General features: G+C 70.7%; 16 protein-coding genes. 10 read left to right on the forward strand and 6 right to left on the reverse strand.

Annotated features, from left to right (window positions below):
• The first annotated feature begins 372 nt into the window (after positions 1–372).
• Together JHN45_RS39335 and JHN45_RS39340 are read left to right on the forward strand one after the other, a co-directional pair.
• Entirely contained in the window at positions 373–1,071 is a 699-nt protein-coding gene (locus JHN45_RS39335) for a DUF6230 family protein (RefSeq protein ID WP_200715050.1), read from the forward strand.
• Positions 1,071–1,505, forward strand: coding sequence for a DUF6114 domain-containing protein (locus JHN45_RS39340; RefSeq protein ID WP_200715051.1), 435 nt, complete (start codon positions 1,071–1,073; stop codon positions 1,503–1,505). Before JHN45_RS39335 ends, JHN45_RS39340 begins: the two co-directional genes overlap by 1 nt.
• Before the next feature lie 122 nt (positions 1,506–1,627).
• Here JHN45_RS39340 and JHN45_RS39345 read toward each other — a convergent pair whose 3' ends face one another.
• Complete coding sequence (locus JHN45_RS39345) at positions 1,628–2,164, reverse strand: SMI1/KNR4 family protein (RefSeq protein ID WP_200715052.1); 537 nt, start codon at positions 2,162–2,164, stop codon at positions 1,628–1,630.
• The gene (locus tag JHN45_RS39350; RefSeq protein WP_201054311.1) at positions 2,158–13,125 is read right to left on the reverse strand and encodes a LamG-like jellyroll fold domain-containing protein; all 10,968 of its coding nucleotides are present in this window, start codon (positions 13,123–13,125) and stop codon (positions 2,158–2,160) included. The genes JHN45_RS39345 and JHN45_RS39350 overlap by 7 nt, the downstream gene beginning before the upstream one ends.
• 249 nt (positions 13,126–13,374) lie before the next feature.
• Here JHN45_RS39350 and mycP point away from each other — a divergent pair, with 249 nt between their 5' ends.
• On the forward strand, positions 13,375–14,523 hold the full coding sequence (gene mycP, locus JHN45_RS39355) for a type VII secretion-associated serine protease mycosin (protein WP_201054312.1): 1,149 nt from the start codon (positions 13,375–13,377) through the stop codon (positions 14,521–14,523).
• Between the two features lie 41 nt (positions 14,524–14,564).
• On the forward strand, positions 14,565–15,128 hold the full coding sequence (locus tag JHN45_RS39360) for a hypothetical protein (RefSeq protein WP_201054313.1): 564 nt from the start codon (positions 14,565–14,567) through the stop codon (positions 15,126–15,128).
• A 121-nt stretch (positions 15,129–15,249) separates the two neighbouring features.
• Here the strand turns inward: JHN45_RS39360 and tatA are convergent, their stop codons facing one another.
• From tatA to JHN45_RS39375, 3 genes are read right to left on the reverse strand one after another with little or no spacing between them, the layout of a single operon-like run.
• Complete coding sequence (gene tatA, locus JHN45_RS39365) at positions 15,250–15,522, reverse strand: Sec-independent protein translocase subunit TatA (RefSeq protein ID WP_201054314.1); 273 nt, start codon at positions 15,520–15,522, stop codon at positions 15,250–15,252.
• A gap of 31 nt (positions 15,523–15,553) precedes the next feature.
• The gene (gene mgtA / locus JHN45_RS39370; protein ID WP_236584607.1) at positions 15,554–18,067 is read right to left on the reverse strand and encodes a magnesium-translocating P-type ATPase; all 2,514 of its coding nucleotides are present in this window, start codon (positions 18,065–18,067) and stop codon (positions 15,554–15,556) included.
• Positions 18,036–18,389, reverse strand: a complete 354-nt coding sequence (locus JHN45_RS39375) for a metalloregulator ArsR/SmtB family transcription factor (RefSeq protein WP_201054316.1) — start codon at positions 18,387–18,389, stop codon at positions 18,036–18,038. The genes mgtA and JHN45_RS39375 overlap by 32 nt, the downstream gene beginning before the upstream one ends.
• A gap of 141 nt (positions 18,390–18,530) precedes the next feature.
• On the opposite strand from JHN45_RS39375, the gene JHN45_RS39380 reads away from it, so the two are divergent.
• The 6 genes from JHN45_RS39380 to JHN45_RS39405 all read left to right on the forward strand — a co-directional run bounded on the left by JHN45_RS39380 (position 18,531) and on the right by JHN45_RS39405 (position 24,193).
• Complete coding sequence (locus JHN45_RS39380) at positions 18,531–18,986, forward strand: tellurite resistance TerB family protein (protein WP_019071429.1); 456 nt, start codon at positions 18,531–18,533, stop codon at positions 18,984–18,986.
• 376 nt (positions 18,987–19,362) lie between these two features.
• Entirely contained in the window at positions 19,363–20,382 is a 1,020-nt protein-coding gene (locus tag JHN45_RS39385; protein ID WP_201054317.1) for a substrate-binding domain-containing protein, read from the forward strand.
• Positions 20,383–20,421: 39 nt separating this feature from the next.
• Positions 20,422–22,785 carry a nitrate- and nitrite sensing domain-containing protein gene (locus JHN45_RS39390; RefSeq protein WP_201054318.1) on the forward strand — a complete coding sequence of 788 codons (2,364 nt, stop codon included), beginning with the start codon at positions 20,422–20,424 and terminating at the stop codon, positions 22,783–22,785.
• 11 nt (positions 22,786–22,796) lie between these two features.
• A complete protein-coding gene (locus tag JHN45_RS39395; RefSeq protein ID WP_019071426.1) occupies positions 22,797–23,228 on the forward strand; it encodes a roadblock/LC7 domain-containing protein in 432 nt (143 codons plus the stop codon).
• A 1-nt stretch (position 23,229) separates the two neighbouring features.
• Positions 23,230–23,589, forward strand: coding sequence for a DUF742 domain-containing protein (locus tag JHN45_RS39400; protein WP_200715061.1), 360 nt, complete (start codon positions 23,230–23,232; stop codon positions 23,587–23,589).
• Entirely contained in the window at positions 23,576–24,193 is a 618-nt protein-coding gene (locus JHN45_RS39405; RefSeq protein ID WP_201054319.1) for an ATP/GTP-binding protein, read from the forward strand. Before JHN45_RS39400 ends, JHN45_RS39405 begins: the two co-directional genes overlap by 14 nt.
• On the opposite strand, the gene JHN45_RS39410 is transcribed toward JHN45_RS39405, so the two are convergent.
• Positions 24,174–25,559: M81 family metallopeptidase (locus JHN45_RS39410; protein ID WP_201054320.1), on the reverse strand; the 1,386-nt coding region annotated here is incomplete at its 5' end. The two genes, JHN45_RS39405 and JHN45_RS39410, sit on opposite strands and share 20 nt — an antisense overlap.

Here is a 25,559-nt window from a genome sequence, read left to right on the forward strand (position 1 = left end):
CTCCCTTGTTTGCCGGATCCGGCGCCACGGATCCGGCAAACAAGGGAGAGTTGTAGACCTGAGTGTCCGTCAACGTCAAGACATGCAAGTCAAGTTGGTGCGTTGTTGGGTGTGGGGTGCCGGGCTCCGCGAGATCGCCGACAGGCCTTGCCTCACAGGTGGCACATCATCAACACTCTTTTTCCACAACTCCCTTGACCCTCGAATGTAACCCCCGGTAACTTCCTCGACGGCTACTGCTGCGTAACCTGAAAGCCCTTGCACCCACCGGGAGTTGTGAGGACGGCTGCGCCGCACTCGCTGTCCGCGCCAGGACAACGCGCCACTTCGATATCAACTCGCGTTGAACCAGAGCAGCACATGGGAGCAGACATGGCCGAGTCCCCGGACGTTCCGTCCGCCGACAACACGCCTGAGAACCCGGGAAGCGGTTCTCTTTCCGAAACACCAGACACCACCGGGGGCACCGGAGGAGCACCGAGACGAGGACGGGTCCGGGGCCGCCGGGCCGCCATCATGGCGGTGCCGGCCACCCTGGCTCTCGCCGGTATCGCGGTCCTGACCGCCCAGGGGGCGCTGGGGGTGACGCTCTACATCTCCGGCATGCCCTTCACGGTCACCGCCAAGTCGCTCGACGGCACCGGCTTCGAACAGTTCGGCGCGCTCGACACCATGGCCGACGGCAGCCCGAACGCCGGTGACACCGGCGGCCAGGTGCTGGTCGTCACCTCCGCGATCAAGAAGGCGACCCTGGACACCCTGTGCCAGAGCGTCGACCTCGGCGGCACCAACCTGCTCATCAAGGCGGGCAGCGGCTCGTCGAAGGTGCAGGCGACCGATCTGACCACCGACTCGACCCTGCTGACGGGCGACGCGTCCTTCAACAACATCGAGATCGGCAACGACGCGAGCACCCTCACCAAGGCCGGGGTCCAGGGCCCCATCGGCGTCTTCAGCCAGCAGGCCGACACCGTGCACATCGACAACCTGCGGCAGACCAACTACAAGACCACCGCAGGGACGTTCACGCTTCCCGGCCTGAAACTCAGCTTCAGCGACACGGGTTGCTGATGTCCGGCACAGACACTCCACATCAGGGGTGGCGGCCCGCCTTCCGCGGTTGGCGGGCCCGTCGGCCGTTCCTGGGCGGGCTGCTGCTGACCCTGGGCGGCGGGTGGATCCTGCTCACCGTGAAGGCCTCGTTGAAGGTCGTCATCCATGTCGGCATGCAGGGTGTGGCGGGCTATCTGCTGCCGGCGGTCATGGTGCTGTGCGGCCTGCTGACCCTCTTCAGCCCCTCGCAACGCCTCTTCTACTCCATCGTCGGCATCCTGTGCTCCCTGGGCAGTTGGGTCACCTCCAACCTGGGCGGCTTCTTCGTCGGCCTCATCCTCGGGGCCGTCGGCAGCTGCATGATCTTCGGCTGGCTGCCGGACCAGGAACCGCGGGTGAGCCGGCGGCAGCGCAAGAAGCAGGCGCGGGCGGCGGACACCGTACAGGCGTAGTGAGCGTGTGAGCGATGGCCTCCGTGCCCTCTCCGCAGACGGCGGCGGGGGCACGGAGGCCTTTCCCGTGGGCACAGCGGCCTTTCCCGGGGGAGGACGGCGCAGGGCGCGGCCGACCCGCCTCACGGACCGAGCAGGACCACCGACGCGGCCGGTCCAAGCACGCCGTCGGGCAGCTCGGACCTCTCCGTCGTCCCGTCGACCACGCCGGCCAGGAACGCGAGCATGCCCCCCGCGCACTCCCACCAGGCGCCGTTGCGCCCGCTCGCGACCACCGGCCACCGCTGCGGGTCCGGGCCCGCCGTGCGCCAGTAGAAGACGTCGCCTTCGAGTGACTCGCCCCAGGGCAGCAGCCCTCCCGGCGCCGGGTAGGCCGTGTAGTCCTCGGTGTCGCCGGACTCCTGAAGATCCCGCAGGATGTCGAGGCCGTACCGCACCCCTTCGGCGTACTCCTCCTCCCGCCCGGGCGCCGGACTCCAGATCCGGAGGAACTCGTCGATCTCGACCGGTGGGTAGGCCTCGGCGAACTCCTTGAAGTCCGCCGGCAGACCGACCCCCAGTGAGCGCTCCAGGGCGGGCCAGTCGACCCGGCGGGCCGCGGCCGGGCGCACCGCCCGCAGCCCCTGCATCGTGCTTTCGAGGTCGGAAAGGTTCAGCATGTGTCCTGCCAGGTCGAGTTGTTCTCCACTGTCACGTCGAACAGCGGTCCGGCCTTGGTACTGGCCGTCATGTGTATCCCGGTGGGTATGGGGTCCGTGTCGTCGGAGTACTCCAGCGTCGCGGAGTACTGCACCCAGTTCCCCTGCTTGAGTTGCGACTCCATCCTCTTCTCGCACCGCCGCATGCCGCTCTTGTTCATACGGTCGTATCCGGTGAACAGGTTCTCGGCCTTCGGTGCCCCGTTGAACTGGTCACCGATGATGTGGGTCTTGTTGTAGGTCGCCCTGCCCGGGCCGAGGCTGTTCGTGGGGCCGTCCGGGAATCCCGCCACGGGGACCGAGGCTATGCTGTCCCGTTTGCTGCCGCTGGGTTTCAGGTCCGTCGGGCAAATCAGCGCGGTCGCACCCTGTGCCCGGTTCGCCGCGTCCAGGTCGTCGTACTGGTAGCGGACGTCACGCGGCACGTTGCCGCACTGACTGTCCTCGTCGTTCGCCGTTCCGTTGCCGCCGGCGCCGTTGGTGGCCGTGGCGACGCCCGTGTCGGTGGCCGCCGACGAACTGACGGCCTGGTGGGCCGCGGACGCGGCCGCGTCCTCGTCCGGGTTGGTGCCGATGACCGGTGTGGTGTTGACGCCGCCGAGGTTCTGGTTCTTGGGGCGGGTCGGAACTCCGTGGGCGCCGCAGTCGTCGGCTGCCGAGGCGGCGAGGACGAGGCCGAAGAGGAGTTCCTCGGCACTGGCGGAGGCCAGTTCCTCCCAGATGACGTCGCCGACCGCTTCCAGGCCCCCGGCGGCGGCCCCGCCGCTCGCGGAGCCCGCGGCGCCGTAGCCGTAGGACAGCGCGCCGCCCAGCGCGACTCCGTAGTAGAGGGACGAGTAGTTGCCCCCGGAGGAACCGTAAGAGCCGTACGAGCCATAGGAGTTGCCGTAGGAGACGCTGCCCGATCCCGAGCCCTGGCCGGTCGAGTGGGTCGACGGCTGCCAGTTCATCGCCTCGTCGAACTCGTTCTGGAACTGCCGCTCCTGGTCGGCGATCTGCTGCTGCACGGCCCGTTCGTCGGCCGCGTTGCGGGCCATCTCCCGGGCGTTCTCCCGTTCCCAGGCCTCGTGCCCCTCCTGGGAGTACTTCTCCATCCGGTCCCAGGCACCCGCCTGCCACTGCTTGAGATAGGCCTGCTGCGCCTCGTACGCCTCCTCCTGGGCCTTGATGTCGTCGCTGGTGCAGGCGTCGTGGCCGGAGGTGTCCGTGGCGTCCAACGGGTCGTCGTCGCCGTAGGCGTACGGGTTGGCGTTGACGGCCGGGGTGGGCGGGTTGCTCACCGTGTCGGCGCTGGTGAAGTCGCCGTTGGCCGGGTTGTACCAGCGGGCGGCGGCATTGACGTAGCCGGTCCCCGGGTCGGTCCAGCCGGACTGGTAGCCGAGGTCGGTCCGGCTGCCGCTGGTGGCGGTGGGCGTGCCGTAGGCGTCGTAGGCGGTGGAGCCGGCGAGCGCCGAGCCGGTGGCGGTGAAGGTGGCGGTCACGTCGTCGTGGCTGTCGGTCAGCGCCAGCCGTGGGGAGGTGCCGTCCGCCGCACTCACCGCCAGCAGGCCGTCGTCCGCGCCGCGGGCGAAGTCCTGCGTGCCGTCGGAGACGGCGTTGTTCGTGCCGTCGGCGTAGCTGAAGGTGTGCGTGGAGCCGCCGGAAGTGGCAGTGGCCAGGCGGCCCAGGCCGTCGTAGGTGTAGCCGCCGCCCGCGCTGGTGGCGGTCAACTCGTCGAAGGCGTCGGCGGTGTACGTGGTGGTGGCGCCGCCCGAGGTGACACTCGACGTCGTGCCTCGCGCGGTGTAGCCGTACGTGGTGGTGGTAGAGCCGGACGTGACGGACGTCAGCTCGTTGCGGGCGTTGTACGCGGCCGTGCTCGTACCGGCGCTGGTGCGGTTGCCGTTGGCGTCGTAGCCGTACGCGGTGGTCGAGGAGCCGGTGGTGGCGGACTTCAGGCGGCCCGCGTAGTCGTAGTCGTAGGTGCTGGTGCCGGAGCCCGCCGTGCCGGTGGTGGTCTGGGTGGCCGTCTGGCCGTCGGGGTTGTACGTGTACGCGACCGACGCTTCCGTGGTCCCCGAGGGGGTCTTCAGGACATCGGAGGAGAGTTGATGGGAGGTGTTGTAGTCGTAGGACCTGGTCGCGCCGCCCGTGCCGTAGGAGACGGACTTGGTCTGGCCGAGTTGGTTGTAGGTGAGCGTGGCCGTGGTGCCGGTCAGTGGGTCGGTCTCGCTGTTGACCCGCTCGTCGGCGTCGTAGGCGAAGGTGGCGGTGCCGGTGGCGTCGGTGCGGCTGCTGATTCCGCCGTTGGCGTCGTAGGCGTAGTTCGCTGTGCCGCTGGGACCGCCCAGGGTGAGGACGAGTCCTCGGTCGTCGTAGGTGAAGGTGTCCGTGCCGGTCGGTGCGGAGACGGAGGTGAGGCGGCCGTCGTCGTCGTAGCCGAAGGCACGGCTCGCGGTGGCGCTTTCGGCGCCGCTGCCTGCCTCCGCCGTCAGCATTCCGTTGTCGTCGTAGGACTCGGTGAGCTTGACCCCGCCGGGGCGCGTGATGGTGTGCTGGTGACCGTCGGCGTCGTAGGAGAACGTCGTGGTGCGGTCCGCGGCCGAGGTGAGGCCGGTGACGCTGGGGGCGACGCTGGTCTCCTGCGCACCCAGCGGGTTGTAGGTGTAGTAGGTCGCGTTCTTGTCGGCGTCCGTGTAGCGGGTCTCGTTGCCGGCCGCGTCGTAGCCGAAGGCGGTCGTGATCGACGTGCTCGCGTCCACCGGCTGGGTCTGGCTGACGGTCCGGTTCAGCGCGTCGAAGGTCGCCGTGGTGGTGTGCTGTCGGGCGTCGGTGGCCGAGGTCTGGTTGCCCGCCGCGTCGTAGCCGTACGAGGTCGAGGCCAGGGTGGCGCCGGTCGCGTCGAGCTGGGCCGTGGCGACCAGCCGCTCGGCCTGGTCGTAGCTCTGTGTGGCCGCCGTGGCGTCGGCGGCGGTGGTCCTGGCGACCTGTCCGGCGACGTCGTAGGCGTACGAGGTGGTGTTGCTCAGGGCGTCCGTGACGGTGCTGGTCTCGCCGAGCGCGTCGTAGGTCGCGGTGGCCGTGTTGCCCAGCGGGTCCTGGACGGAGGTGAGGTCGCCGAGTCCGTCGTAGCCGTACTTCGTCGTGTACGCGGCCGGGGCGGGCCTGCGCTCCACCTGGGTGCTGGTGGCCTCGCGGCCGAGCGCGTCGTAGGTCGCCTCGGTCCTGGCTCCGGTCGGGTCGGTGCTGTTGAGGACCTCGCCGTCGGTGTCGTAGCCGACGTGGGTGACCAGGCCGCCGGGCAGGGTCTGCTGGACGCGGTCGCCCAGCTGGTCGTAGACGTACGACGCCGTGTGGTTCAGCGGGTCGGTCTGGGTGTGGACCTCGCCGAGCGCGTCGTAGGTGTAGGAGGTGGTCGGGGTGATCGTGCCGGAGCCGTCCGGCGGGGTGTACGCCGGCTGGGAGACGGCCTGGACGCGGCCGTCGAGGTCGTAGGTGGTGGTGACGATGTCGCCGTCGGCGTCGTCGGTCTCGACCGGTTCGCCGAAGGTGTCGTAGCCCGACTCGGCGACGGCCACGGTCTGCTGGGCGGCGCCCCCTCCGGTCTCGGTGCTGACGGGCGGCGAGGACGTGGTGGTGAGCCGGCCGTCCTCGTCGTAGGCGTAGGTGGTGGTGTACGCGGACGCGGTGGCGCCGGCGGCGTTGCCGCGTGCGTCGGTCATCGTGACCGGCAGGCCGCGCTGGTCGTAGCTCCAGGTGGTGGTCAGCGGCGCGGAGCCCGCGGTGCCGGCCGCCGATGTGTGCAGCGCGGCGACCTCGGTGGCGGACAGGACACGGTTGTACGTCTGGACGTTGCCGACCGATCCGTTGAAGTACTGGGCGGACGCGCCGGCCGTGTATCCCCGGCCGATGACGAACGGTCCCGAGCTCGCGATGGGCGTGGTGTCCGTCGCCGTGTTCTGGGCGGTGCCGTTGACGTAGAGCGTCATCTTGCCGCTGCTCGCGTCGTACGTGCCGACCAGATGGGTCCAGGTGTTGAGGGTGGGGGCGGCGGTGGAGGTGGCACCGGCGAGGGTCGGGGACGCGACGTCGGTGGTGGCCCGGTCGAACGCCCACCGGCCCGCGGTCGGGTTGTAGTCGAGGGAGAACCCGGCGGCCTGGGTGCCCTGTTGGGCCATGACCGTCTGCCAGGTGCCGGCCGGGGTCGTGGTGATCTTCGCCCACGCGGACACCGAGAAGCTCTTGGTGGTGTCGACCACCGGGCCGCCGGTGGCGATCTGGCCGGCCCCGGAGAAGACGGCGGAGCCGCCGTTCTCCGTCGACCAGCTCGTCGAGGCGTTCAGCGTGCCGGCGTTCCCGGCGCCCGAGTGGTCGCCGGCCGAGGGGTTCTCACCGTCGTCCAGCTTCCACCAGCCCGCCGCTCCCACCGTGACCGGGGACTCACCGGTGGTGGTGGCCGAGGCGTAGAGCTGGCCGATCTCGTTGGGCTTGAGTTCGCGCCCGTAGAGCTGGACGTCTCGGACCCGGCCCGCGAACCAGTTGACCGAGGCGCCTGCGGCCTTGCCCCGGCCGATCGCCACGCCCACGGTGCTGGCCATCGGCGTGGGGTCGGTCACCAGGGTGCAGTTGAGGCAGTTGCCGCTGACCTCGACGTCGTTGACGTACAGGCTCAGGTTCCCGAGCGCGTCCATGACGCCGACCAGGTGGGTCCAGGTGCCGGCGGTGGCGGCGGTGGGGGCGCTGGCGACGTAACTCGTCGCCGTGGTGGTGTCGTTGCTCGCGCGGACGAAGGCCCAGGACTTGGTGGTGTGGTTGTACTCCAGCTGGAAGGCGCTGTTCTGGGCGCCCTGCTGGCTGACGACCGTGAAGTCCTTCGTGGTGCTGGTGGCGCTCAGATAGGCCCACGCCGAGACGGAGAATGCCTTGGTGGTGTCCACGACGGATGTGCCGCTGGTGAGGACGGCGCCGGAAGTGCCGTTGAACGACGTGTAGTTGCTGCCGGGCGGCCCCCAGGAGGTGCCGGTGGACGGCGTGCCGGTGAAGCCGTTGCCGGAGGAGTCGGCGGCGGTGACCGCACCCTCGGAGAGCGGCCAGTAACCGGTCGGCCCCGTGGTGTCGGTCCGCACGGACTGGGCGGTCCGGTTTCCGGCGGCGTCGTAGGAGTAGCCGATCTGCCGGGTCTGGCCGCCCCCGGTGAGGATGCGGGACAGGACGTTGTCGTCCGGGTCGAAGGTGTTGACGGTGATCCGGTTGACACCGGACGGGTCGACCGCCGTCTTCGTCGTCCGGTCGGCCGCGTCCACCGTGTACTGGGTCTGCTTCAGGCAGGCCGTGCCGGACCAGACGTCGCACTCCCACGTCATGTTGCCGGCGGCGTCGTAGTCGTAGGCCTTGGTGGTGGTCGCGACGGACGTGCCGGAGGCGTCGGTCTGGGACTGGAGCAGGTTGTCGTCGAAGTAGTTGTAGGCGGTGCTCCGGCCCATGGAGTCGGTGACGGACGCGAGCCGCCCCGCCGGGTCGTAGGCCCGGGACTCCACGACCAGGTCGGTCGGGTCGGAGGGCGCGGTCGGGTCACCGGTCCAGCCGAGCAGGGTGGTGGTGAGCAGCTGACCCGTCGGCGAGTAGGCGTACCGGTAGGTGGTGCCGGCCGGGTTCGTCTCGGTCGTCTTCCGGCCGAAGGTGTCGTACGTGTATGCGGTGACCTGGCCTGCCGGATCGGTGACGGTCTTGACGCGGTCGTTGTCGTCGTACACGTAGGCGGTGGCGCGGGTGGCGTCGTGGCCGGTGGTGTCGGCGGTCGACGTGCCGGTCAGATCGCCGTCCGCGTCGTACGCGAAGGTCGTCTTCGGGGTGTGGGTGACGCCCCTGACCGCGTCGGTGGTCGCCGGGCCGGTCTCGGTGAGGGTCCGGCCCAGCGGGTCGTAGGTGTACGCAGTCTGCGCGCCACCGACCGGCGCGCCGGTGGAGGTGAACGTCACCGGGTAGGTGTCGGAGCCGACCGCCTTGGTGGTGAGGTGGCCGAGGGTGTCGTTCAGGTAGTACGTGATCTGGCCGGACGGGTCCCTCTCGCTGCAAACCTTCCCGTCCCACTCGGTGCCGCAGTAGTGGTAGCGGGTGACCTTGCCGCTCGGGTCGGTGACCGTGGCGAGCATCCCGTACACCTCGGTGTACGGCACGCCGGAGTTGTCCGTGAAGGTCTCGTTGTCGTTGTAGTACGTGTATCTGGTCGTCCGGCCGGTCGGGTGGTCCGGGGTCGGGGGCGTGGTGACCGAGGCCAGGGCGCCGAACGGGGTGTAGGTGTAGGCCGTCCGGTAGGCCGGGTTGGCGGTGCCGGTCGCGCCGGAGCGGGCGTCGGCCGCGTAGAGGACCTTGCCGTTGAGCGGGTCCATCGGGTCTGCCGCGTCGGTGTGGTAGCTGAAGTACGAGGTCTGGCAGGAGTTCGGCTGGCGGCAGGTCGTCGTCGCCAGGACGTTGCCGTACGTGTCGTGCTGACGGCTGGTCGAGTGCCCGTCGGGGTCGGTGACGGCGTCCTGGAAGCCGAGGGAGTCGTAGGCGTACGTCGTCCGGCCGCCGCCCGCGTCGGTGATGGCGGTGGTGCGGTTCCCGTTCGACGGGTCGAAAGTGTACGTCTCGGTGTGCTGCGCGGGATCGGTGACCGTCAGCGTGGTCGACGGCGTGAGCAGGGTGGCCGAGCCCTTGGCCGTGTACAGCCCGAGCGGGGCCTCCACGCTGCTCTGGCCGAGGTCGGTCTGGTAGATCCCGACCTGGCCGATCTCGCCGTTGAAGTACCCCTGCGCGTTGGTGGGCGGCTTCGTCCAGGAGCCGGTGATGTATCCGGCGCCGACGCTCACCGTGGTCTCGCCCCAGGTCTTCACCTGGCCCGCGATGGTCTTGCCGGTGCGGGTGGCCTGGCTCTGGCCGTCGAGCCACAGGGTCTGGCCGGTGCCGCTCGCGGTCAGCACCACGAGATGCCAGTTGCCGTCGTTGACCGCCGCCTTGGAGGCCATCGGGGAGGTGGTGCCGTCCCAGAACTGGCCGTGCAGCAGGCCGTCCGTACCGATGTAGAGGGCCGGGGTGTAGCTGGTGGGCACCGAGCCGATCGGGGCGTTCTGGTAGGAGAGGAGGACGCCGCCCGCCTGTTTGGTGTTGAACCAGAGGGCGACGGAGGCGTTGCCGCTGCTGTCGTCGAGGGCTCCGGTGGGCAGTGACAGGGAGGAGTCGGTGCCGTTGAAGCCGGCCGCGGAGTCCCCGCCGGGGCCGAAGATGCCGGGTTCGCCGAGCATGACGTCGTTGTAGATGCCGTCGGACGCGCCGCCGGCCGGGCGGTCGACGCCGTACTGGTCGGCGGCGGTGAGACCGGACGACTCGGTCATCGGGTAGTCGTGGGCGGGCCGGGTGCCGCGGACGGCGCCGTAGTAGTAGTCGTTGCTGCCGGTGGTGACCGGGGTGGCCAGCTGGTAGGCGCCGCCGTCGGCGTCGGTGACGGTGGACGCGCGGTCGGTCAGCGCGTCGTAGCCGACGGCGAGCGCGGTCTTGCCGGAGGGCAGGGTGCTGCCCGTCAGTTCGCGGGCGGCGAGGGTGGCGGAGGCGTACTCCTGCTGGACGGCGGGGAGGCCGACCGGGTGCTGGAGGAAGGAGACGTCCTCGATCTGGCCGTTGAACCAGCCCAGGGCGTTGCCGGTCGGGACCGACGGCCAGGTTCCGGCGAGTTCGCCCGCGCCGACGGTGGTGTAGGGCCAGGCTCCGAAGCTGATGGTGGTGCCGGTGAGGGTGGCGACCTTGGCGCCGTCCAGGTAAAGGGTCTGGTCGGTACGGGCGCCGGACAGCACCGCGTAGTGCCACTTGCCGTCGTTCACGGCGTTGGGCGAGGCCATCGGTGCGGCGTGTCCGTTCCAGAACTCGGCGCGGAGCTTGCCGTCGGTGCCGATGTACATCGAGGGGACGTAGCCGGAGGTGACGGAGGTACCGGGTTTTCCGCTCTGGTAGGAGAAGAGCGTGCCGCCCGCCTGTGTGGTCTTGAACCACATGCCGACGGCGAGGTTGCTGCTGTTGGCCGGCAGGTTGTCGGGCAGCGCCAGGTAGGAGCTGGTGCCGTTGAAGGAGGCCGCGGTGGCGGAGGTGCCGGCCAGCGGGCCCGCCTGGCCGAACGTGACGTTGGCGGCGGTGGCGTCGGTGGTGCCCTCGTTGGCGACGACGCCGTCCTTGGCGGTGGCCGAGCCGGTCGCGTCGCCGAGCCGCCAGTAGTCCGTGGGGTTGGAGTCCAGGACCATCGAGGCGAAGTGCGACCCGGAGCCGGAGCCGGACGTGTAGCTGTACCGGGTGCAGGCCGACGCGGTGGTGCTGCTGGTGGCGGGCGGGCAGACCGAGGTGAGGTCACCGGCGGAGTCGTAGCCGTACGCCCACGGGTTGCGGGTGGTCGCGAACAGGCCTGGTTTGGAGGTGACCTGGGCGACGTGCGGGACGTTCTTGACGGTGCCGTCGGAGGCGGTGACCTGCTGGATGCCCCAGGTGAGCTGGAGCGTGACAGGCATGTCGGCCGTGTTGTGGTCACCGGCGTTGAACCCGTTGTCCTGGTCCAGGTTGTAGCCGACCCCCGTCGGCTCCTCGGGATTGATGGTGCTGCCGTCCGGAAGGGTGAGGGTGACGGGCAGCCACTGGATGTCCAGACCGTGACCGTTGCGGTTGCCGTACTGGGTCAGACCCCAGTAGGTCTGACCGGTGACCGGATCGGTGTTCTGCTCCTGGAAGAAGTACCGTGTGCCCGACTTCTCCGTCAGCATGAAGCCGGAGGTGCCGTATCCACCCGTCGGTGCGGACAGGACGGCGTAGTCGCCGGCCGGCGGGCTGTAGGTGCCGTCGCCGTTGGCGCCGAACCGTTCCTGGCGTCCGTCCGCCAGGGTGATCACGACGTTGCCGGAAGCGTCCGCGTCCTCGGTGGCACGCATGTCCAGCAACGACGACCAGCCCGCGCCGAACGCCTTGAACACACCGGGGTCGAGGCTGTTGTACGTGCGCTGGACGCTGAGCGTCGGGCCGTCGGACGGGCCCGGGACGGTCGCGTCGGTGGTCTGCGTCGAGTAGTCGCCGAGCTGCGGGTCGACGCCCTTGACGGTGGCGTCGTAGGGGGCCGCGCCGAGATGCGCGGTGACGAGCGGCTGGGGCGCGGCCGGAATGGTGAAGTAGTCGGGCGCGGACCACAGCGAGGCGGCGTTGCCGTCGCTGACCTGGGCGGTCCAGTAGAACGTCTTGCCGTACGCGAGCTTGCCGGCCGGGACGGTCCAGGCGGGCGTGGTGAGCGCACCCGAGGAGGCCAGCGCGGTGGTCGAACCGTCGGCGTAGACGTTGAACGAGTAACTGAGCGCGGTACCCGGGTAGTTGTCCGGGTCGTGCGCGGTCACGGCCAGCGTCGGGGTGAGGCTGAACACCGAGCCGTTGTTGCCGGGCGTGAACGTGTCCACGATCGGCGGGTTGTTGACCACCGGCAGGGAGTAACAGGTCTGCGGGACCCCGTAGGTGGAGAACAGCGTCCCGTTGTAGGACATGTCCCAGCAGATCAGATAGGTCTGCCCGGCCGTGAGCGCGGGGATGGACGCGGTGACGGTGACCGGCTTGTTCGGCGCGACCGCCGAGGGCATCGCGGCCGGGGTGGAGGCGGGGCTGGTGAGCAGGGTGCGGGTGGTGCCGGAGACGGTGTAGAGCTGGTACGAGAGCTTGTAGCCGTTGGTCGGGGTCCAGGTGGCCGTACCGCGGTTCTGCACGGTGACCTTGCCCCAGCCGGGCTGGTTGTTCCACGGCGAGGCGTAGCTGACCTCGGAGTAGGAGGCGCCGGCGCCATTGGGCGTGTACTCGATGGCCAGGTACGGGTCGTCGGCGTAGAACTCCTTGGCCGCGGCGGCGGTACTGGCCGCGGTGAGCGCGAGCCCGTAGTTCGGCGCCCAGCCATGGGCCCAGTTCATGACCGTCTTGGTGTCGAGGGAAATACCCTCCCACTGGCGGCCGTTGGAGCAGTCGGTACCGGCCGCGAAGGAGGCGCTGCCCGCCTGCGACCCGTAGGCCGGGCCCGGGTAGGTGTTGATCTTCGCGGGGTCCCAGGCGGCGCTGACCGGGAAGACGTTCACCGCCTGGGCGGAACACGTGCCGGAGGTGTCCAGGCCGGAGAACTCGGTGTCCAGCCAGAGCGTCGAGTTGACGACGTAGTCGTTGGCGAACTGGGTACCGAGGCCGCTGAACTGGAGGAACGAGTTGTAGTCGTGGCTCTGGTACTTGCCGACGTACAGCTGGCCGTTGCCGTTGAAGTTCTGGGTGACGCCGGACTCGACGTAGGTCGAGGAGGACGCGTTGCCCTGGCCGGTCGGGTTGCCCGCGGCGACGGCCGCCGTCCGGTAGGAGGCCGCGTCGGCCGTTCCCGGGGAGCCGGCGGGGGTGCTGGTGGCGGCGGTGATGGGCGCCCAACTGCCGTCTGCCTTACGGTAGTTGACCGCGTGCGTATGGACCTGCGCGGTGTAGGTTCCGTCGGCGTTCCTGAAGACGGTCGTGGTGGCGGTGTCGAGCTTGGGCTGCTCCACGCTGGTGGACGCGACGAAGCCCCGATGCTTCTTCGTCGCCGGTGCGGCGACGGGCTTCGGGGCTTTGTGGATCCTGCTGCCGGAGTTCACCGGGCCGCTCTTCGCGCCGTGCGCCTTGTACGCGCCCACCGCGCCCTTGACCTGGCCGGGCTCGGAGTTGGGCAGCGTGGTTCCGGCTCTGCTCTTCGTCGCCGAGGCGGGGACCGTGTGCTTCTTGCCCGCAGCGGTGCCGGTCTGCTGTGCCGGGGTGGCGGGGGTGGCCGCCGTTCCTGGTAACGCTTGGGCGGCCTGGCCGCCCTGCACCGCGACCAGTGCGGCGACCGCCACGAACGCCGTCGCTCTCAGTGCCGTCGGCACATGCCGGACGGATCTCCACAAGCGGCCCATCGTCGTTGCCCCCCCAGCGATACCACACGTCCAACTCCGGACAGCCGGATCTCTATCAGCGGGACGACGGACCGGGACAGCCGTATATCCCGGGCCAATGGAGCCAAAGACCGCATCACACACCAAGGTTGACCAGTACATTGCAAGTCCTTGCGGCTTTCCTGGCCAACTCCCGTCCCATTCTTTCCAGTTGACGAGCAAGGCTGCACTCACAGGACATCGGAGGGGCTGCGGGGGCGGATGAGACTGGTACCGTCGGGCGCTTTACACGCCTGCGCATACGTCGGCCTGCCGCTGCTGCTCCTCCTGGGTGCCGCACCCGCGGCCACCGCCGGGCAGCCCGCCGCACCCACGCCGCTCAGTGCCGAATGGCCGCTGGACGCCCAGCACTTCGACGCCTCCCGGATCTGGCGGCTCAGCCAGGGGGCCGGCGTCACGGTCGCGGTGGTCGACACCGGGGTGAACGCCCGTCACCCCGACCTGGCGGGCCGGGTCCTTCCCGGTACCGATGTCACCGGCCAGGCCGCCGACGGCCGGGTCGACGTCTCGGCCGACTCGCACGGCACCTCGGTCGCCGGGGTCATCGCGGGCTCCGGCACCACCGGCAAGGGCATGGCAGGACTGGCTCCCCGCGCGACGGTGCTTCCGGTCCGGGTCAGCGCCGACAACGCCGCGGATCCGCTCGCCCTCGCCCGGGGCATCGTCTACGCCACCGACCACCGGGCCTCGGTCATCAACATCTCGATGGTGACCACCGAACCCGACCCCCAGATCCGGGACGCGGTCGCCTACGCGCGCCGCCACGACGCCGTCGTGGTCGCGGCGGCGGGCAACAACGGCCTGACGGGAAATCCTGTGGGGTATCCGGCCGCCTTCCCCGGCGTCCTGGCCGTCTCCGGCACCACCCGCGACGGCGGGTTCTGGTCCTCCGGCGAATCGGGTTCCTATGTCGCGTTGGCCGCCCCGGCGGTGGACATCTACTCGACGAGGAACAGCGGTGGCTACCTCACCAAGGACGGAACCAGCTATTCCGCTCCCTATGTGTCCGCCGCCGCCGCACTGCTGCGAGCCGCGTACCCGTCGGAGAACGCCGGTCAGATCATCGCCCGGCTCATCGGCACCGCCGACCGCCCCGGCGGGGGTTCCGGCCGTGACGACCGCTTCGGCTACGGCATCGTCGACCCCCTGAAGGCCCTGGGCGCACCGACTCCGGCCTCCAGCGCCGATCCGCTGCTCACCGCCTCCGGCGACGGCGCCCCGAAGGCGGCCGCCGACACGACGGGCGGCGTTCCAGGCGGAACCGTCGCGGTCATCGGCGCGGCGGCCGTGGTGACCGCCGCCGGGGCGGGTGGCCTCCTCGTCCGCCGCCGCTCCCGTCGTCGTACGTGACCCAGTCCTCGTACATGATCCACAGGAGGAACCCGATCAGCATGCGGCTCACCACGATCACCGCGCGCCCCGTCCACCGCCTCACGGGTCTCGTCCGCGGCCACCCGGTCGTCACGGCCGTCACGGCCGCCGTCCTCGTGCTGGTCCTGTCGCTCACCGCGCTGCTCACCGGAGGCGGGAGCACTCAGCCCCGGGCCGCCAACGTCTCCCGCAACTTCCGGGCCTGTCTGCTCGTCTCGCCCGCGGGCGCCACCGACGCCCGGCTCAGCCAGGCGTCCTGGCAGGGCATGCAGGACGCGGCACGCTCCGGCCGGGTCAACGCCCAGCGTTTCCCCGCCCCCACCATCGACGCCAAGGCGGCGCTGCCGTACTTCAACGGCGCCGTGCAGCACCACTGCGAGCTGATCGTCACCGTCGGCACCGGCATGAAACCAGCGACCGAGGCCGCCGCGCGCGCCAACCCGCACCAGGAGTTCGTGATCATCGGCGCCACCTCGACACGCCCCCGCATCTCGGCCATCACTGCGCCCGACGACCCCGCGAAGGCACAGGCTGGAAAGAAGTTGGCCGACAAGGTCAGCGCCTTCATCGCCGCCCGGCACTGATCGTCCGGAGCAGGTCCGGCTGCGCGGGGGTGGTGCCGATCCCCGGGGCCGACCGGAGCGCCGGGCCCCGGCCGGTCCCACCGGACGCGTCAGCTACCCGCGAAGCACGGGGCCGGAGGCCTCAGCCGGCCGTGCCGGTCGGCTCGGGGGCATTCCTGGGCTCCGGCTGTACGGGGGTCGCGGCCGGCTCCGTCGCCATCTGCATCGACGTCGGCTCCGCCGGCGCCGCGGTGGCCAGGTCGTCGGTCTTCATCGCCTTCGCCTCGCTCTTGAGGATGCGCATCGACTTCCCCAGCCCGCGCGCGGCCTCGGGAAGCTTCTTCGAGCCGAACAGCAGGATGACCATGATCGCCACGACCAGCAGGTGCCATGGTTCCAGTCCGTTGCGGAGCATGATCTCGCCCTTTCGTCCCTGACAACAGTTGCTATGTTGCGCAACTGTACAACCCACGAGTGGATCGCAGACCCCTCAGGGCCAGGGCGTACAGACCGAGCACGGCCGCGAGCAACAGGTAGTAGGGCAACGCGAGCGCCGTCATGCCGAGCGCCGCGCCCAGCGGGCTCGGCGGCAGCAGCAGTCCGACGGCGGCCAGGACGGCCGCGGCCCGCCCCACCGGCCCCGGTCCGCCGCCCTCCGCGAGGCTCCGGCCGGTCCGCAGGAGCAGCATCACCAGGGCCTGGGTGAGCAGGTTCTCGGTGAACCAGGCCGAGTGGAACAGCACCTGGTCGTCCACGGCGTCGGGGCCGCGCAGCGCGAGCGCGAGCACCGCGAAGGTGGCGAGGTCGGCGACCGCGTTGAGCACTCCGAACCCGGTGATGAACCGCAGGAACGCCCGCGGCCGCAGCTCGGTGGGCCGGCGCAGCGCGGCGGCGCCCGGCCGGTCGTGGGCGAAGGCGAGTTGGGCCAGGTCGAAGCAGAGGTTCTGGGCGAGCACCTGGGCCGGGAGCATCGGCAGGAACGGCAGCAGCAGACCGGCGGCGAGCATCGCGATGACGTTGCCGAGGTTCGAGGAGAACGTGACCCGCAGATACGAGGCGATGTTCGCGCTGCTGTGCCGGCCTGCCGTGACCGCGTGCCGGATCGCGGTGAGGTCCTTCCCGGCGAGCACCACGTCGGCGGCCTCGCGGGCCACGTCGACGGCGGCCCGCGGTGCGATCCCCACGTCGGCGGCGCGCAGCGCGGGCACGTCGTTGACGCCGTCGCCGAGGAAGCCGACGGTGTGCCCGGCCGCGCGGAGGGCGGCGACCGCGCGGGCCTTGTCCTGAGGCGTGCAGCGGGCGGAGACCCGCACCTGCCCGGGGTCGAGGCCCAGTTCGCGGCAGACCCGGGCCGCCGTGGCCGGATGGTCGCCGGTGAGGATCCGCACGCCGATCCCCAGGTCGGCCAGGGCGCGCAGGGCCTCCGGTGCGGCCGGGTCGATGGCGTCGTGGAAGGTGACCAGGCCCCGGAAGGTCAGTCCCCGTTCGTCGGCGGGGGTGTACGCGCGCGTGCGGGCCGGGAGTTCGGCGGTGGCGACCGCCAGCAGCCGCAGCCCGGACTCGGCCTCGCGGGTGGCGAGGGCGAGCAGCCGGTCCCGTTCGCCGGGCTCCAGCAGACACCGTTCCACGACGTCCTCGACCGCGCCCTTGACGATGAGGGTGTGCGTGCCTAGGGCGTCGCCGCGCACCACGGCCGAGGCGAGCCGCCGCACCGGGTCGAAGGGCACGGCCGCGATCCCGTCGTACTCCTCCCCCACCGGTCCGGCCGCGGCCAGCAGTGCCTCGTCGAGGGCGTCGGGGACGGGTGCGTCGGCGAGTTGGAGGGTCCACCAGGCGGCGGTGGCGGCCCGGTTCAGGACGTCCGGGTCGTCGCGGCCGTCCGGGCCGAGGGCGCGTTCCACGACCGGGCGGTCCTGGGTGAGGGTGCCGGTCTTGTCGAGGCAGAGCACGTCCACGGCGCCCAGGTCGTGCAGGGCGGGGAGCCGTCTGACGACGACGCCGTGGGTACGGGCGAGCAGCGCGGCCCCGCGCGCGAGGCAGGTCGTCACGATCACCGGAAGCATCTCGGGGGTCAGCCCCACGGCCACCGCGACGGCGAACGGCAGCGTCTCCAGGCCCCGGCCGCGCAGTGCCGCGTTGGCCATCAGGACCAGCGGGGGCGTGAGCAGCATGAACCGGATCAGCACCCAGGAGACGCCGTGCACGGATCGGTCGAAGGCGCTCGGCTCCCGCCGCACCGGCCCCGCGTGCGCGGCGGCGAACCGCGTCCGCGCGCCCGTCTCCAGGACGACCGCCGTGGCACTGCCCGAGACGACCCCGCTGCCCTGGAAACACAGGTGCGGCTGGGCGAACGGCCCCTCGTCGTCCCCACCGGGCAGTTCTACGGCGGCCTTGGCGACCGGCGCGGACTCCCCGGTGAGCGCGGCCTGGTGCACGGTCAGCCCGCTCGCGCGCAGGAGTCGTAGATCCGCCGGGACGAGGTCGCCGGGGCCGAGCCTGACCACGTCGCCGGGGACCAGTTCGGCGACCGGTATCTCCCGGGCCCGCACCGGGGCGTCGGTGTCCGCGCGGCGCAGCACGCAGGCGGTGGAGGCGACCAGCTCGCGCAGGTCGTGCAGGGAGCGGTCGGCACGGTGCTCGCCGCCGGCGCGCAGCACACAACTGACCGCGACGAGCGCGAGGATCACGGCGGCGGTGCCCCAGGAGGCGACGAGCGCGGAGACCAGGCCGAGACAGAGCAGGACGGCGGTGAAGGGGTCGCGCAGGCTGCGCAGGAACAGGCGGTGCCAGGGTGTCGTACGGCGTTCCGGGAGGGTGTTCTCGCCGGTCGCGGCGAGCCGGGCGGCGGCCTCCGGTTCGGTCAGTCCGCGCGGGCCGGTGTCGAGGTGCCGTAGCGCCTGGAGCGGGGTGTGCCGGTGGGCGGCGGCGTCAGAGGCCACGGAGTCGGGGGGCGGGCACATCGCGGTCGGCACGGTCGGTGCGGCGGGCGACCGCGAGGCGGACCACGTCGACCACGTCCGGGTCGTCGACGAAGTACACCTGGCGGCGGCCCTCGCGGCGGGAGCGGACCAGGCCGGCGAGTTTCAGTTTGGTCAGGTGCTGGCTGACGGCGGGCAGCGCGCCGCCGACCCGCTCCGCGAGCCCGGTGACATCGCTCTCGCCCTGGGACAGCGCCCACACGATGTGCAGCCGCGCGGGCGAGGCGAGGAGGCCGAAGGCCGCGGCGGCCTCCGCGAGCACGTCGGCGGACGGGTCCTCGAAGCCGCGGCCGGCTGTCTGCACCGTCGTCGCCTCCCGCCCCGGCCGTTGCTTTCCTACGAACCGCCCCAGTCTAGGGGGCCGGAACTTCTCCCCGATCCGGGGAGTTTCCACGGTGTCGCAGACACGGATTTGTATACGCCTGACTACACACATGGAGTGCGCATGGCCCTGTGGGACCGTTTCAAGGAGTCCGCGTCGACGATGCAGACCCAGCTCGTGGCGAAGAAGAACGACCTGAAGAGCGGGGCGTTCCGCGACGCGAGCATGGCGATGTGCGCGCTCGTGGCCGCTGCCGACGGGACCGTCGACCCCTCGGAGCGGCAGCGCGTGGCCCAGCTCATCGCGAGCAACGAGGTGCTGCAGAACTTCGACGCGATGGACCTCCAGCGCCGTTTCGACGCGAACCTGGACAAGCTGACGGCCGACTTCGCCTTCGGCAAGGTCAGCGTGTTGCAGGAGATCGCCAAGGCGAAGAAGAAGCCCGCCGAGGCGCGGGCCGTGATCCAGATCGGCATCGTGATCGGCGGCGCGGACGGCGACTTCGACAAGACCGAGCAGGCCGTGGTCCGCGAGGCCTGCTTCACGCTGGACCTGCCGCCGCACGAGTTCGACCTCTGACCGGCGTCAGGGGGACATGACCGGGAACCGGCCGGGGTACCGAGGCAGCCACGCCTCGGCACCCCGGCCGGACGCGTCCCCGGGGAAACTCGCCCGCGGTGGCCTCCGGAGCGGCGAAGTCCCGCACCAGCAGGCCGAGTTGCCGACGTAACCGACCGTCTCTCCGTACGTAACCTCCCCAACCCCCTTACGACGTCGGGATGATCACAATGCGGCAGCAACAACTCACTGCGGGTCGCTGCTCACTTGACTACCAGCGGTCACACACGATTGGCTCCGGCCCAGCGGGAGTAACCCGGTCGGCGCACCTCATACGACTCCGGGCGCGCTCTCCCCGTCCCCGAGCTCGGCCGCACAGCGAGGTGCCGCACCCCCCATGACCACTCCTCCCTCACCTCACACCCCCTTCCGTCGCATTCACGGCACGGCGCTGACCGGCGCCGTCGCCGTCTGCCTGCTGCTCGCCGGCTGCTCCGGAACCGGTGATTCCGGGTCCGGGTCGGGCACGGGCGCGGCCGGTGCCGCGGGCACCGGCCACCTCAAGATCGCCATGGTCACCCACGCGAGCAAGGGCGACGCCTTCTGGGTGCTGGTGAAGAAGGGGGCCGAGGCGGCCGCCGCCAAGGACGGCGTCGAGCTGACGTACACGAGCGACCCGGACGCCACCGGGCAGGCCGAGCTGGTGCGGGACGCGATCCGGGACGGGGTCGACGGCATCGCGCTGACGCTCGCCAAGCCGGACGCGATGAAGGCGTCCATCGCCCAGGCCAAGGCCTCGGACATTCCCGTGGTCGGCCTCAACTCCGGTATCGACTCCTGGCAGTCGGACGGTGTCCTGGAGTTCTTCGGGCAGGACGAGAGCGTCGCGGGCCGCGCCGTCGGCGAGAAACTGGACGCCCTCCAGGCCAAGCACGCCCTCTGCGTGATCCACGAGCGGGGCAATGTCGCCCTGGAGGCGCGCTGCGCGGGCGTGAAGAAGGCGTTCACCGGCGAGACCGACATGCTGTACGTGGACGGCACCGACATGAACGCCGTGGCCGCGGGTGTCACGGAGCGGCTCAAGCAGGACCCCAGCATCGACGAAGTGGTCACGTTGGGCGCCCAGTTCGCGCTGACCGCGGTCAAGTCCGTGAAGTCGGCGGGCAGCAAGGCCAAGGTCGCGACCTTCGACCTCAACTCGGCCCTGGTCAAGGCCGTACAGGGCGGGGACGTACAGTTCGCGGTCGATCAACAACCGTATCTGCAGGGCTATCTGGCCGTGGACTCGTTGTGGCTGTACAAGACCAACGGCAACATCAGTGGCGGCGGGGTGGCTCCCGTGCTCACCGGCCCGGCGTTCGTGACGAAGACGAACGTCGGCGCGGTCGCGAAGCTCGCGGCCAACGGAACGCGCTGACCGGACACTTCGTACGAGGATGTAGCGAGGACGACCACGATGTCTCCACGGACAGGTGCCCGGCGCCGCGTCGGTTCCATACGTCTTTCCCTGATCCTGCTCGCCCTGGTCCCCAGCGTCACGCTGGCCGCCATGTGGGGCGTGACGACGACTCAGATGTTCACGGAGGGACTACGGCTGCGCTCGCAGACGGAGTTGAGCAGGTCGACCGGCGCCATGGGCACCGAGGCAGCGCTCGCCCTCCAGCAGGAGCGCAGTCTGTCGGCGGCCTGGATGGCCTCGCCGCACGGTTCCGAGGCCGCGCTCACGGCACAGCGCGCGGAGACGGACAAGGCGGTGGCCCGGCTCGTGGGCCAGACCGACGCCATCAAGAAGGCGCCCGCCCGCATCAGGGACCGGATGTACTCGGTCGTCGCGTCGGTGGACAGTCTGGAGTACTACCGCAGCCAGGTGGACAAGCCCACCGACATCACTCCCCAGCAGGTGCTGGACCAGTACACCTCGATCATCGACGACCAGATCCAGGCCTTCCAGCAGCTGTCCCAGGTCGACGACGGCGACCTCACCTCGCAGGCGGAGCCGCTCGTCGCACTGGAGCACGGGGCGGAGCTGGTCTCCCAGGAGGACGCGCAGCTGACGCTGGCCTGGCCCTCCGGGCACGTCGACAACGGGGCGTGGGAGCAGTTCGCCGAGCTGGTGCACGCCCGGCGCTGGCTGGTCGAGGACCAGATCGCCAGCGGGTTCCAGGGCGCGACCAAGACGAAGATCGAGCACATTCTGCAGAGCGTCGCATGGAGCACCCTGGAGTCCACTGAGGACGCGGTGCTCACGGCCGGTACGGCGGACAAGGCGGTGCCGGACAACGGCTCGGCCGGCAAGATCGTCCTGCCCGACGAGCAGAAGCAGTGGAACGCGGCCCTGACCCAAGTCGCCGCCGAGTACGAGGTGTTGATCCGGCAGCAGACGGGCGCACTCCTCGACCGCAGCTCCGACAAGGCACACAACCTGCTGCTCACCGCCGCCTCGCTGAGCGCGGGCGGCCTCGCCGCCCTGCTGGTGTGCGTCGGCATGTCCTGGCGGATCACCCGCTCGCTGTCCCGGCGGCTGCGCGGACTGAAGATGGCCACGCTGAGCCTGGCCGAGGACCGACTGCCGGACGTGGTCGCCCGGTTGAACCGCGGCGAGAAGATCGACGTGGAGTCGGCGGCCCCGCCGCTGGACTACGGCGGCGACGAACTCGGCCAGGTGGCACAGGCGTTCAACACCGCGCAGCGCACCGCCGTGCACACCGCGATCGAACTCGCCGACACCCGGCGGGGGTTCCAGAAGGTCATTCTCGGCATCGCCCGGCAGAGCCAGAACCTGGTCAACCTCCAGCTCACCAAGCTCGACCAGCTGGAGCGCCGGCACGACGACCCCGAGGTGCTGCGCGGCCTGTACGAACTGGACTCCACGGCAAGCCAGTTGCGCCGCTACGAGGAGAACCTCGTCGTCATCAGCGGCGAGCAGCCGCGCCGCAGCTGGACCGAGCCGGTCGCGCTGATCGACATCCTGCGCAGCGCCGTCGGTGAAGTCGCCGAGTACCAGCGGGTGGAGGTGCACACCGAGGAGGAGGTGTGTCTCGCGCCGCCCGCGGTCGCCGACGTGATCCATCTGCTGGCCGAGCTGATCGACAACGCGACGGTGTACTCCCCCGCGCCCAGCCCGGTCGGGGTGCGCGCCGCGATGGTCGCCAAGGGCCTCGTCATCGAGGTCGAGGACCGCGGCCTCGGCATGTCCGAGGAGGACTACGCCTCGCTCAACCAACAGCTCGCGGTACCCCCGCAGTTCGACGTGGTCGCGCTCGCCGACGACCTGCGGCTGGGCATGTTCGTGATCGCCCGGCTCGCCACCCGGCACCGCATCGCGGTGACGCTGCGCTCCTCGCCGTACGGCGGCACCACCGCGATCGTGCTGATCCCGCACGAGATCGTCGTACCCGAGCCGTTGGAGGATCCGGCGCCCGTCGCCGCGAAGGGCGCCGACGAGGCCGTCACGGTGGAGCGGGTCGCCGCCACGGCCGAGGAGGCGGCCGAGATAGCGGGCCCCACGCCCAGGGCATTGCCCGCCATTCCCCCGGCGCGGTCCCCCGAGCCCTCGGTCACCGCCGATCTCGGTGGGTTGACCCCGTTGCCACGGCGCGTGCCGCAGACCAGTCTGGCCAGTGAGTTGCGGGAGGAGGCAGGACCGGCCGAGGAGGACGGTGAACTGGAAGACTTCACCGCGGAACGTGCGGCTTCCTCGCTGGCCGGGTTCCAGCGCGGCACGTTCCAGGCGCGCGACTCCGTCGACGACGACGCGCCCTCGCAGTACGACCGGGAGGAAGCAGCCGCCTCCTCGAATCCGCCCGCCGATCGCTCATGAAGGACTCCGCCATGACACGTCCCGTGCCCGCCACGCACACCCAACTCGACCAGTTGCTCACCGGACTCGTGGACCGGGTGGCCGAGGTGAACCAGGCCGTCGTGCTGTCCGAGGACGGCCTCGTCGTCAGCAAGTCCACCGGGTTCCTGCGCGACGACGCCGAGCGGCTCGCGGCCACCGCGTCCGGGCTGATGAGCCTCAGCAAGGGGGTCAGCATGGACTTCCGGGGCGGACCGGTGCGCCAGGCGCTGATCGAGATGGCGAACAGCTATCTGATCCTCACCTCGGCGGGCCCCGGCGCCCATCTGGTCGTCCTGACCGGTCCGGGCGCGGACGTCGGGGTCGTGGCCTACCAGATGAACATGCTGGTGAAGAAGATAGGCGAGCATCTCAGCGCCGCGCCGAGGGCCAACGTCGGCCCCGCGGCCGGCTCCGGCGAGTGAGGTGAGCGGTGGCGACGCGGCGGGACGGCTGGTACGACCGTTCACGCTGACCGGTGGCAGAACCCGGCCCAGCCGCGCCGATTTCACCCTCATCACCACGGTGACCGCGGTCGACCCGGCGCCCGCGCGGGCGCCCCGGCCGCAACCGGAGCAGGCCCGCATCCTGCGGCTGTGCGCGGAGCCGCTGGCGGTGGCGGAGGTCGCGGCCCTTGTCGACCTTCCGGTGAGCGTGGTAGTGATCATGCTCTGCGACCTGCTGGAGGCGGGCCTGATCACGGCCCGTCCGCCGCACCCGGTCTCCCGTACCAGCCCGGACATGGACCTGCTGCAGAAAGTGAGGGAGGGCCTTGGCCGGCTCTGACACCATCGCTCCGGCACCCGCGCCGCCCGAGACGGTCAAGATCCTGATCGCGGGGGGCTTCGGCGTCGGCAAGACCACCATGGTCGGTTCGGTGAGCGAGATCGCGCCGCTGCGCACCGAGGAACCGCTCACCTCGGCGAGCCTCGCCGTCGACGACCTCGACGGCATCGAGGAGAAACGGGCCACCACCGTGGCCCTGGACTTCGGGCGCATCACCATAGGCCAGGACCTGGTGCTGTACCTGTTCGGCACCCCGGGCCAGCAGCGGTTCTGGTTCATGTGGAACGACCTGGCGCTCGGCGCCCTCGGCGCGGTGGTCCTGATCGACGTACGCCGCCCGAAGTCCAGCTTCGCGGCCGTCGACTTCTTCGAACGCCGGGGCATCCCGTTCGTGGTGGGCGTGAACGGCTTCTACGGCGAGCACCCGTATCCGGCGGAGGCGGTCCGCGACGCGCTGGCGCTCCCGGAGGACGTCAGGGTGCTGCTGTGCGACGCCCGGGACCGCGACTCGTGCCGGAACGTACTGATCGCGCTGCTCGACCAGTTGATCGCCGCGGCCATCGAGGACAGCGGGGGCGGCAGGCTCACTCGTCCGCCCCGCTGAGCGGCTCGTCCGAGGGGTCGACGACCCGGGCCGTGAGGTCCGGGTCTGCCATGTCCCGGTCGAAGGGGAACATCGGCCGCCGGATGCGGTGATGACCGAGCCGGACCAGATCCTGGTCGACCCCGCCGGGGGTGAGGGCCATCTTCCAGTCCGCGGCCATGGCGAAGAGTTCGGGTTCGAGATAGCCGATCTTGACGAGCACGAGGTCGGCGGAGCGCGGCTCCAACTCCAGGTCGGTGAAGTCGTGTTCGTGGTGGTACGGCTTCCGCAGCCGGGTCAGGATCACATACACGCTCCCGACCCACAGGACCACCTCGGTCTCGGCGTCCCGGTCGCCGTGGCGGACCGAGTGCACGACACCGGTGAGGGTCAGCGGGGGCGCGTGGCGGTCGTCGACCTCCGCGCCGGCCGTGACGGTGACGGTGGCGCCGACACCGGCCGCTACGGCTGCGTCCACGGCGGCCGGTCCCGGCAGCGACGCGTAGATGACCGTAGGGCCGTCCTGGTCCTTGAACTCCGGGCGTTCCAGGACCTGTTGGAGGCCCCAGGTGACATCGCCCGCGCCGCCGGCGGTCGGGTTGTCGCCGGTGTCGCTGATGAAGTACGGGCGGGCGGTGGAGGCGAGGGCCTCGTCGAGGCATTCGGTGAGGGTGCCGGTCGGGGCGACGAACTCGAAGTCGTGCCGGACGTCCCAGAAGTTGCGCGCCAACTGTTCGGCGCCTGCCTTGACTTGGGGCGCGGACTGGCCGGTGACGACCACCGCGGCCCGGTTGCGGGGCTCGTCCGCCCATGCGTAGCCGACCCAGATCGCCGCGTCGATGACCCCTTCTTTCGCTTCTACGTCCTCTACGGCCGCGTAGACGCTCCGCGCGGGTTCGATACGGGTGGAGGTCTGCTCGCCCGCGAGGAGTACGGGGACCGGGATCCACGCCTTGACCGGGCGGGGGGCGCCGCTCGCCAGGAGGTCGACGAGGTTGCGGGCGGCGCGCTCCTTGGTGTCCATGGCGTCCTCGTGCGGGGCCATGCGGTAGCAGGTGATCAGGTCGCTGGCGTGGACCAGTTCGCGGGAGACGTTGCCGTGCAGGTCCATTGACGTCGATACGAGAGTGTCCGGGCCGATGATTTCCCTTATGCGGGTGAGGAGTCGGGCCTCGGCGTCGTCCATGCCCTCTACCGTCATCGCGCCGTGGATGTCGTACCAGAGGCCGTCCAGGGGCCCCAACTCCCTGAGCCTGGCGATGAGTTCGTCGGAGAGGGCGGTGAAGGCGGCGGACGTCACGGTGCCGCCGGGGAGGGCCTTGCCTACGAGGGCGCCTTGCCAGTTCGCGGATTCGCGGAGGGGGGTGCCGGGGGCGAGGAAGGGGTA

Source organism: Streptomyces sp. MBT53 (assembly GCF_016654115.1).
GTDB lineage: Bacteria > Actinomycetota > Actinomycetes > Streptomycetales > Streptomycetaceae > Streptomyces.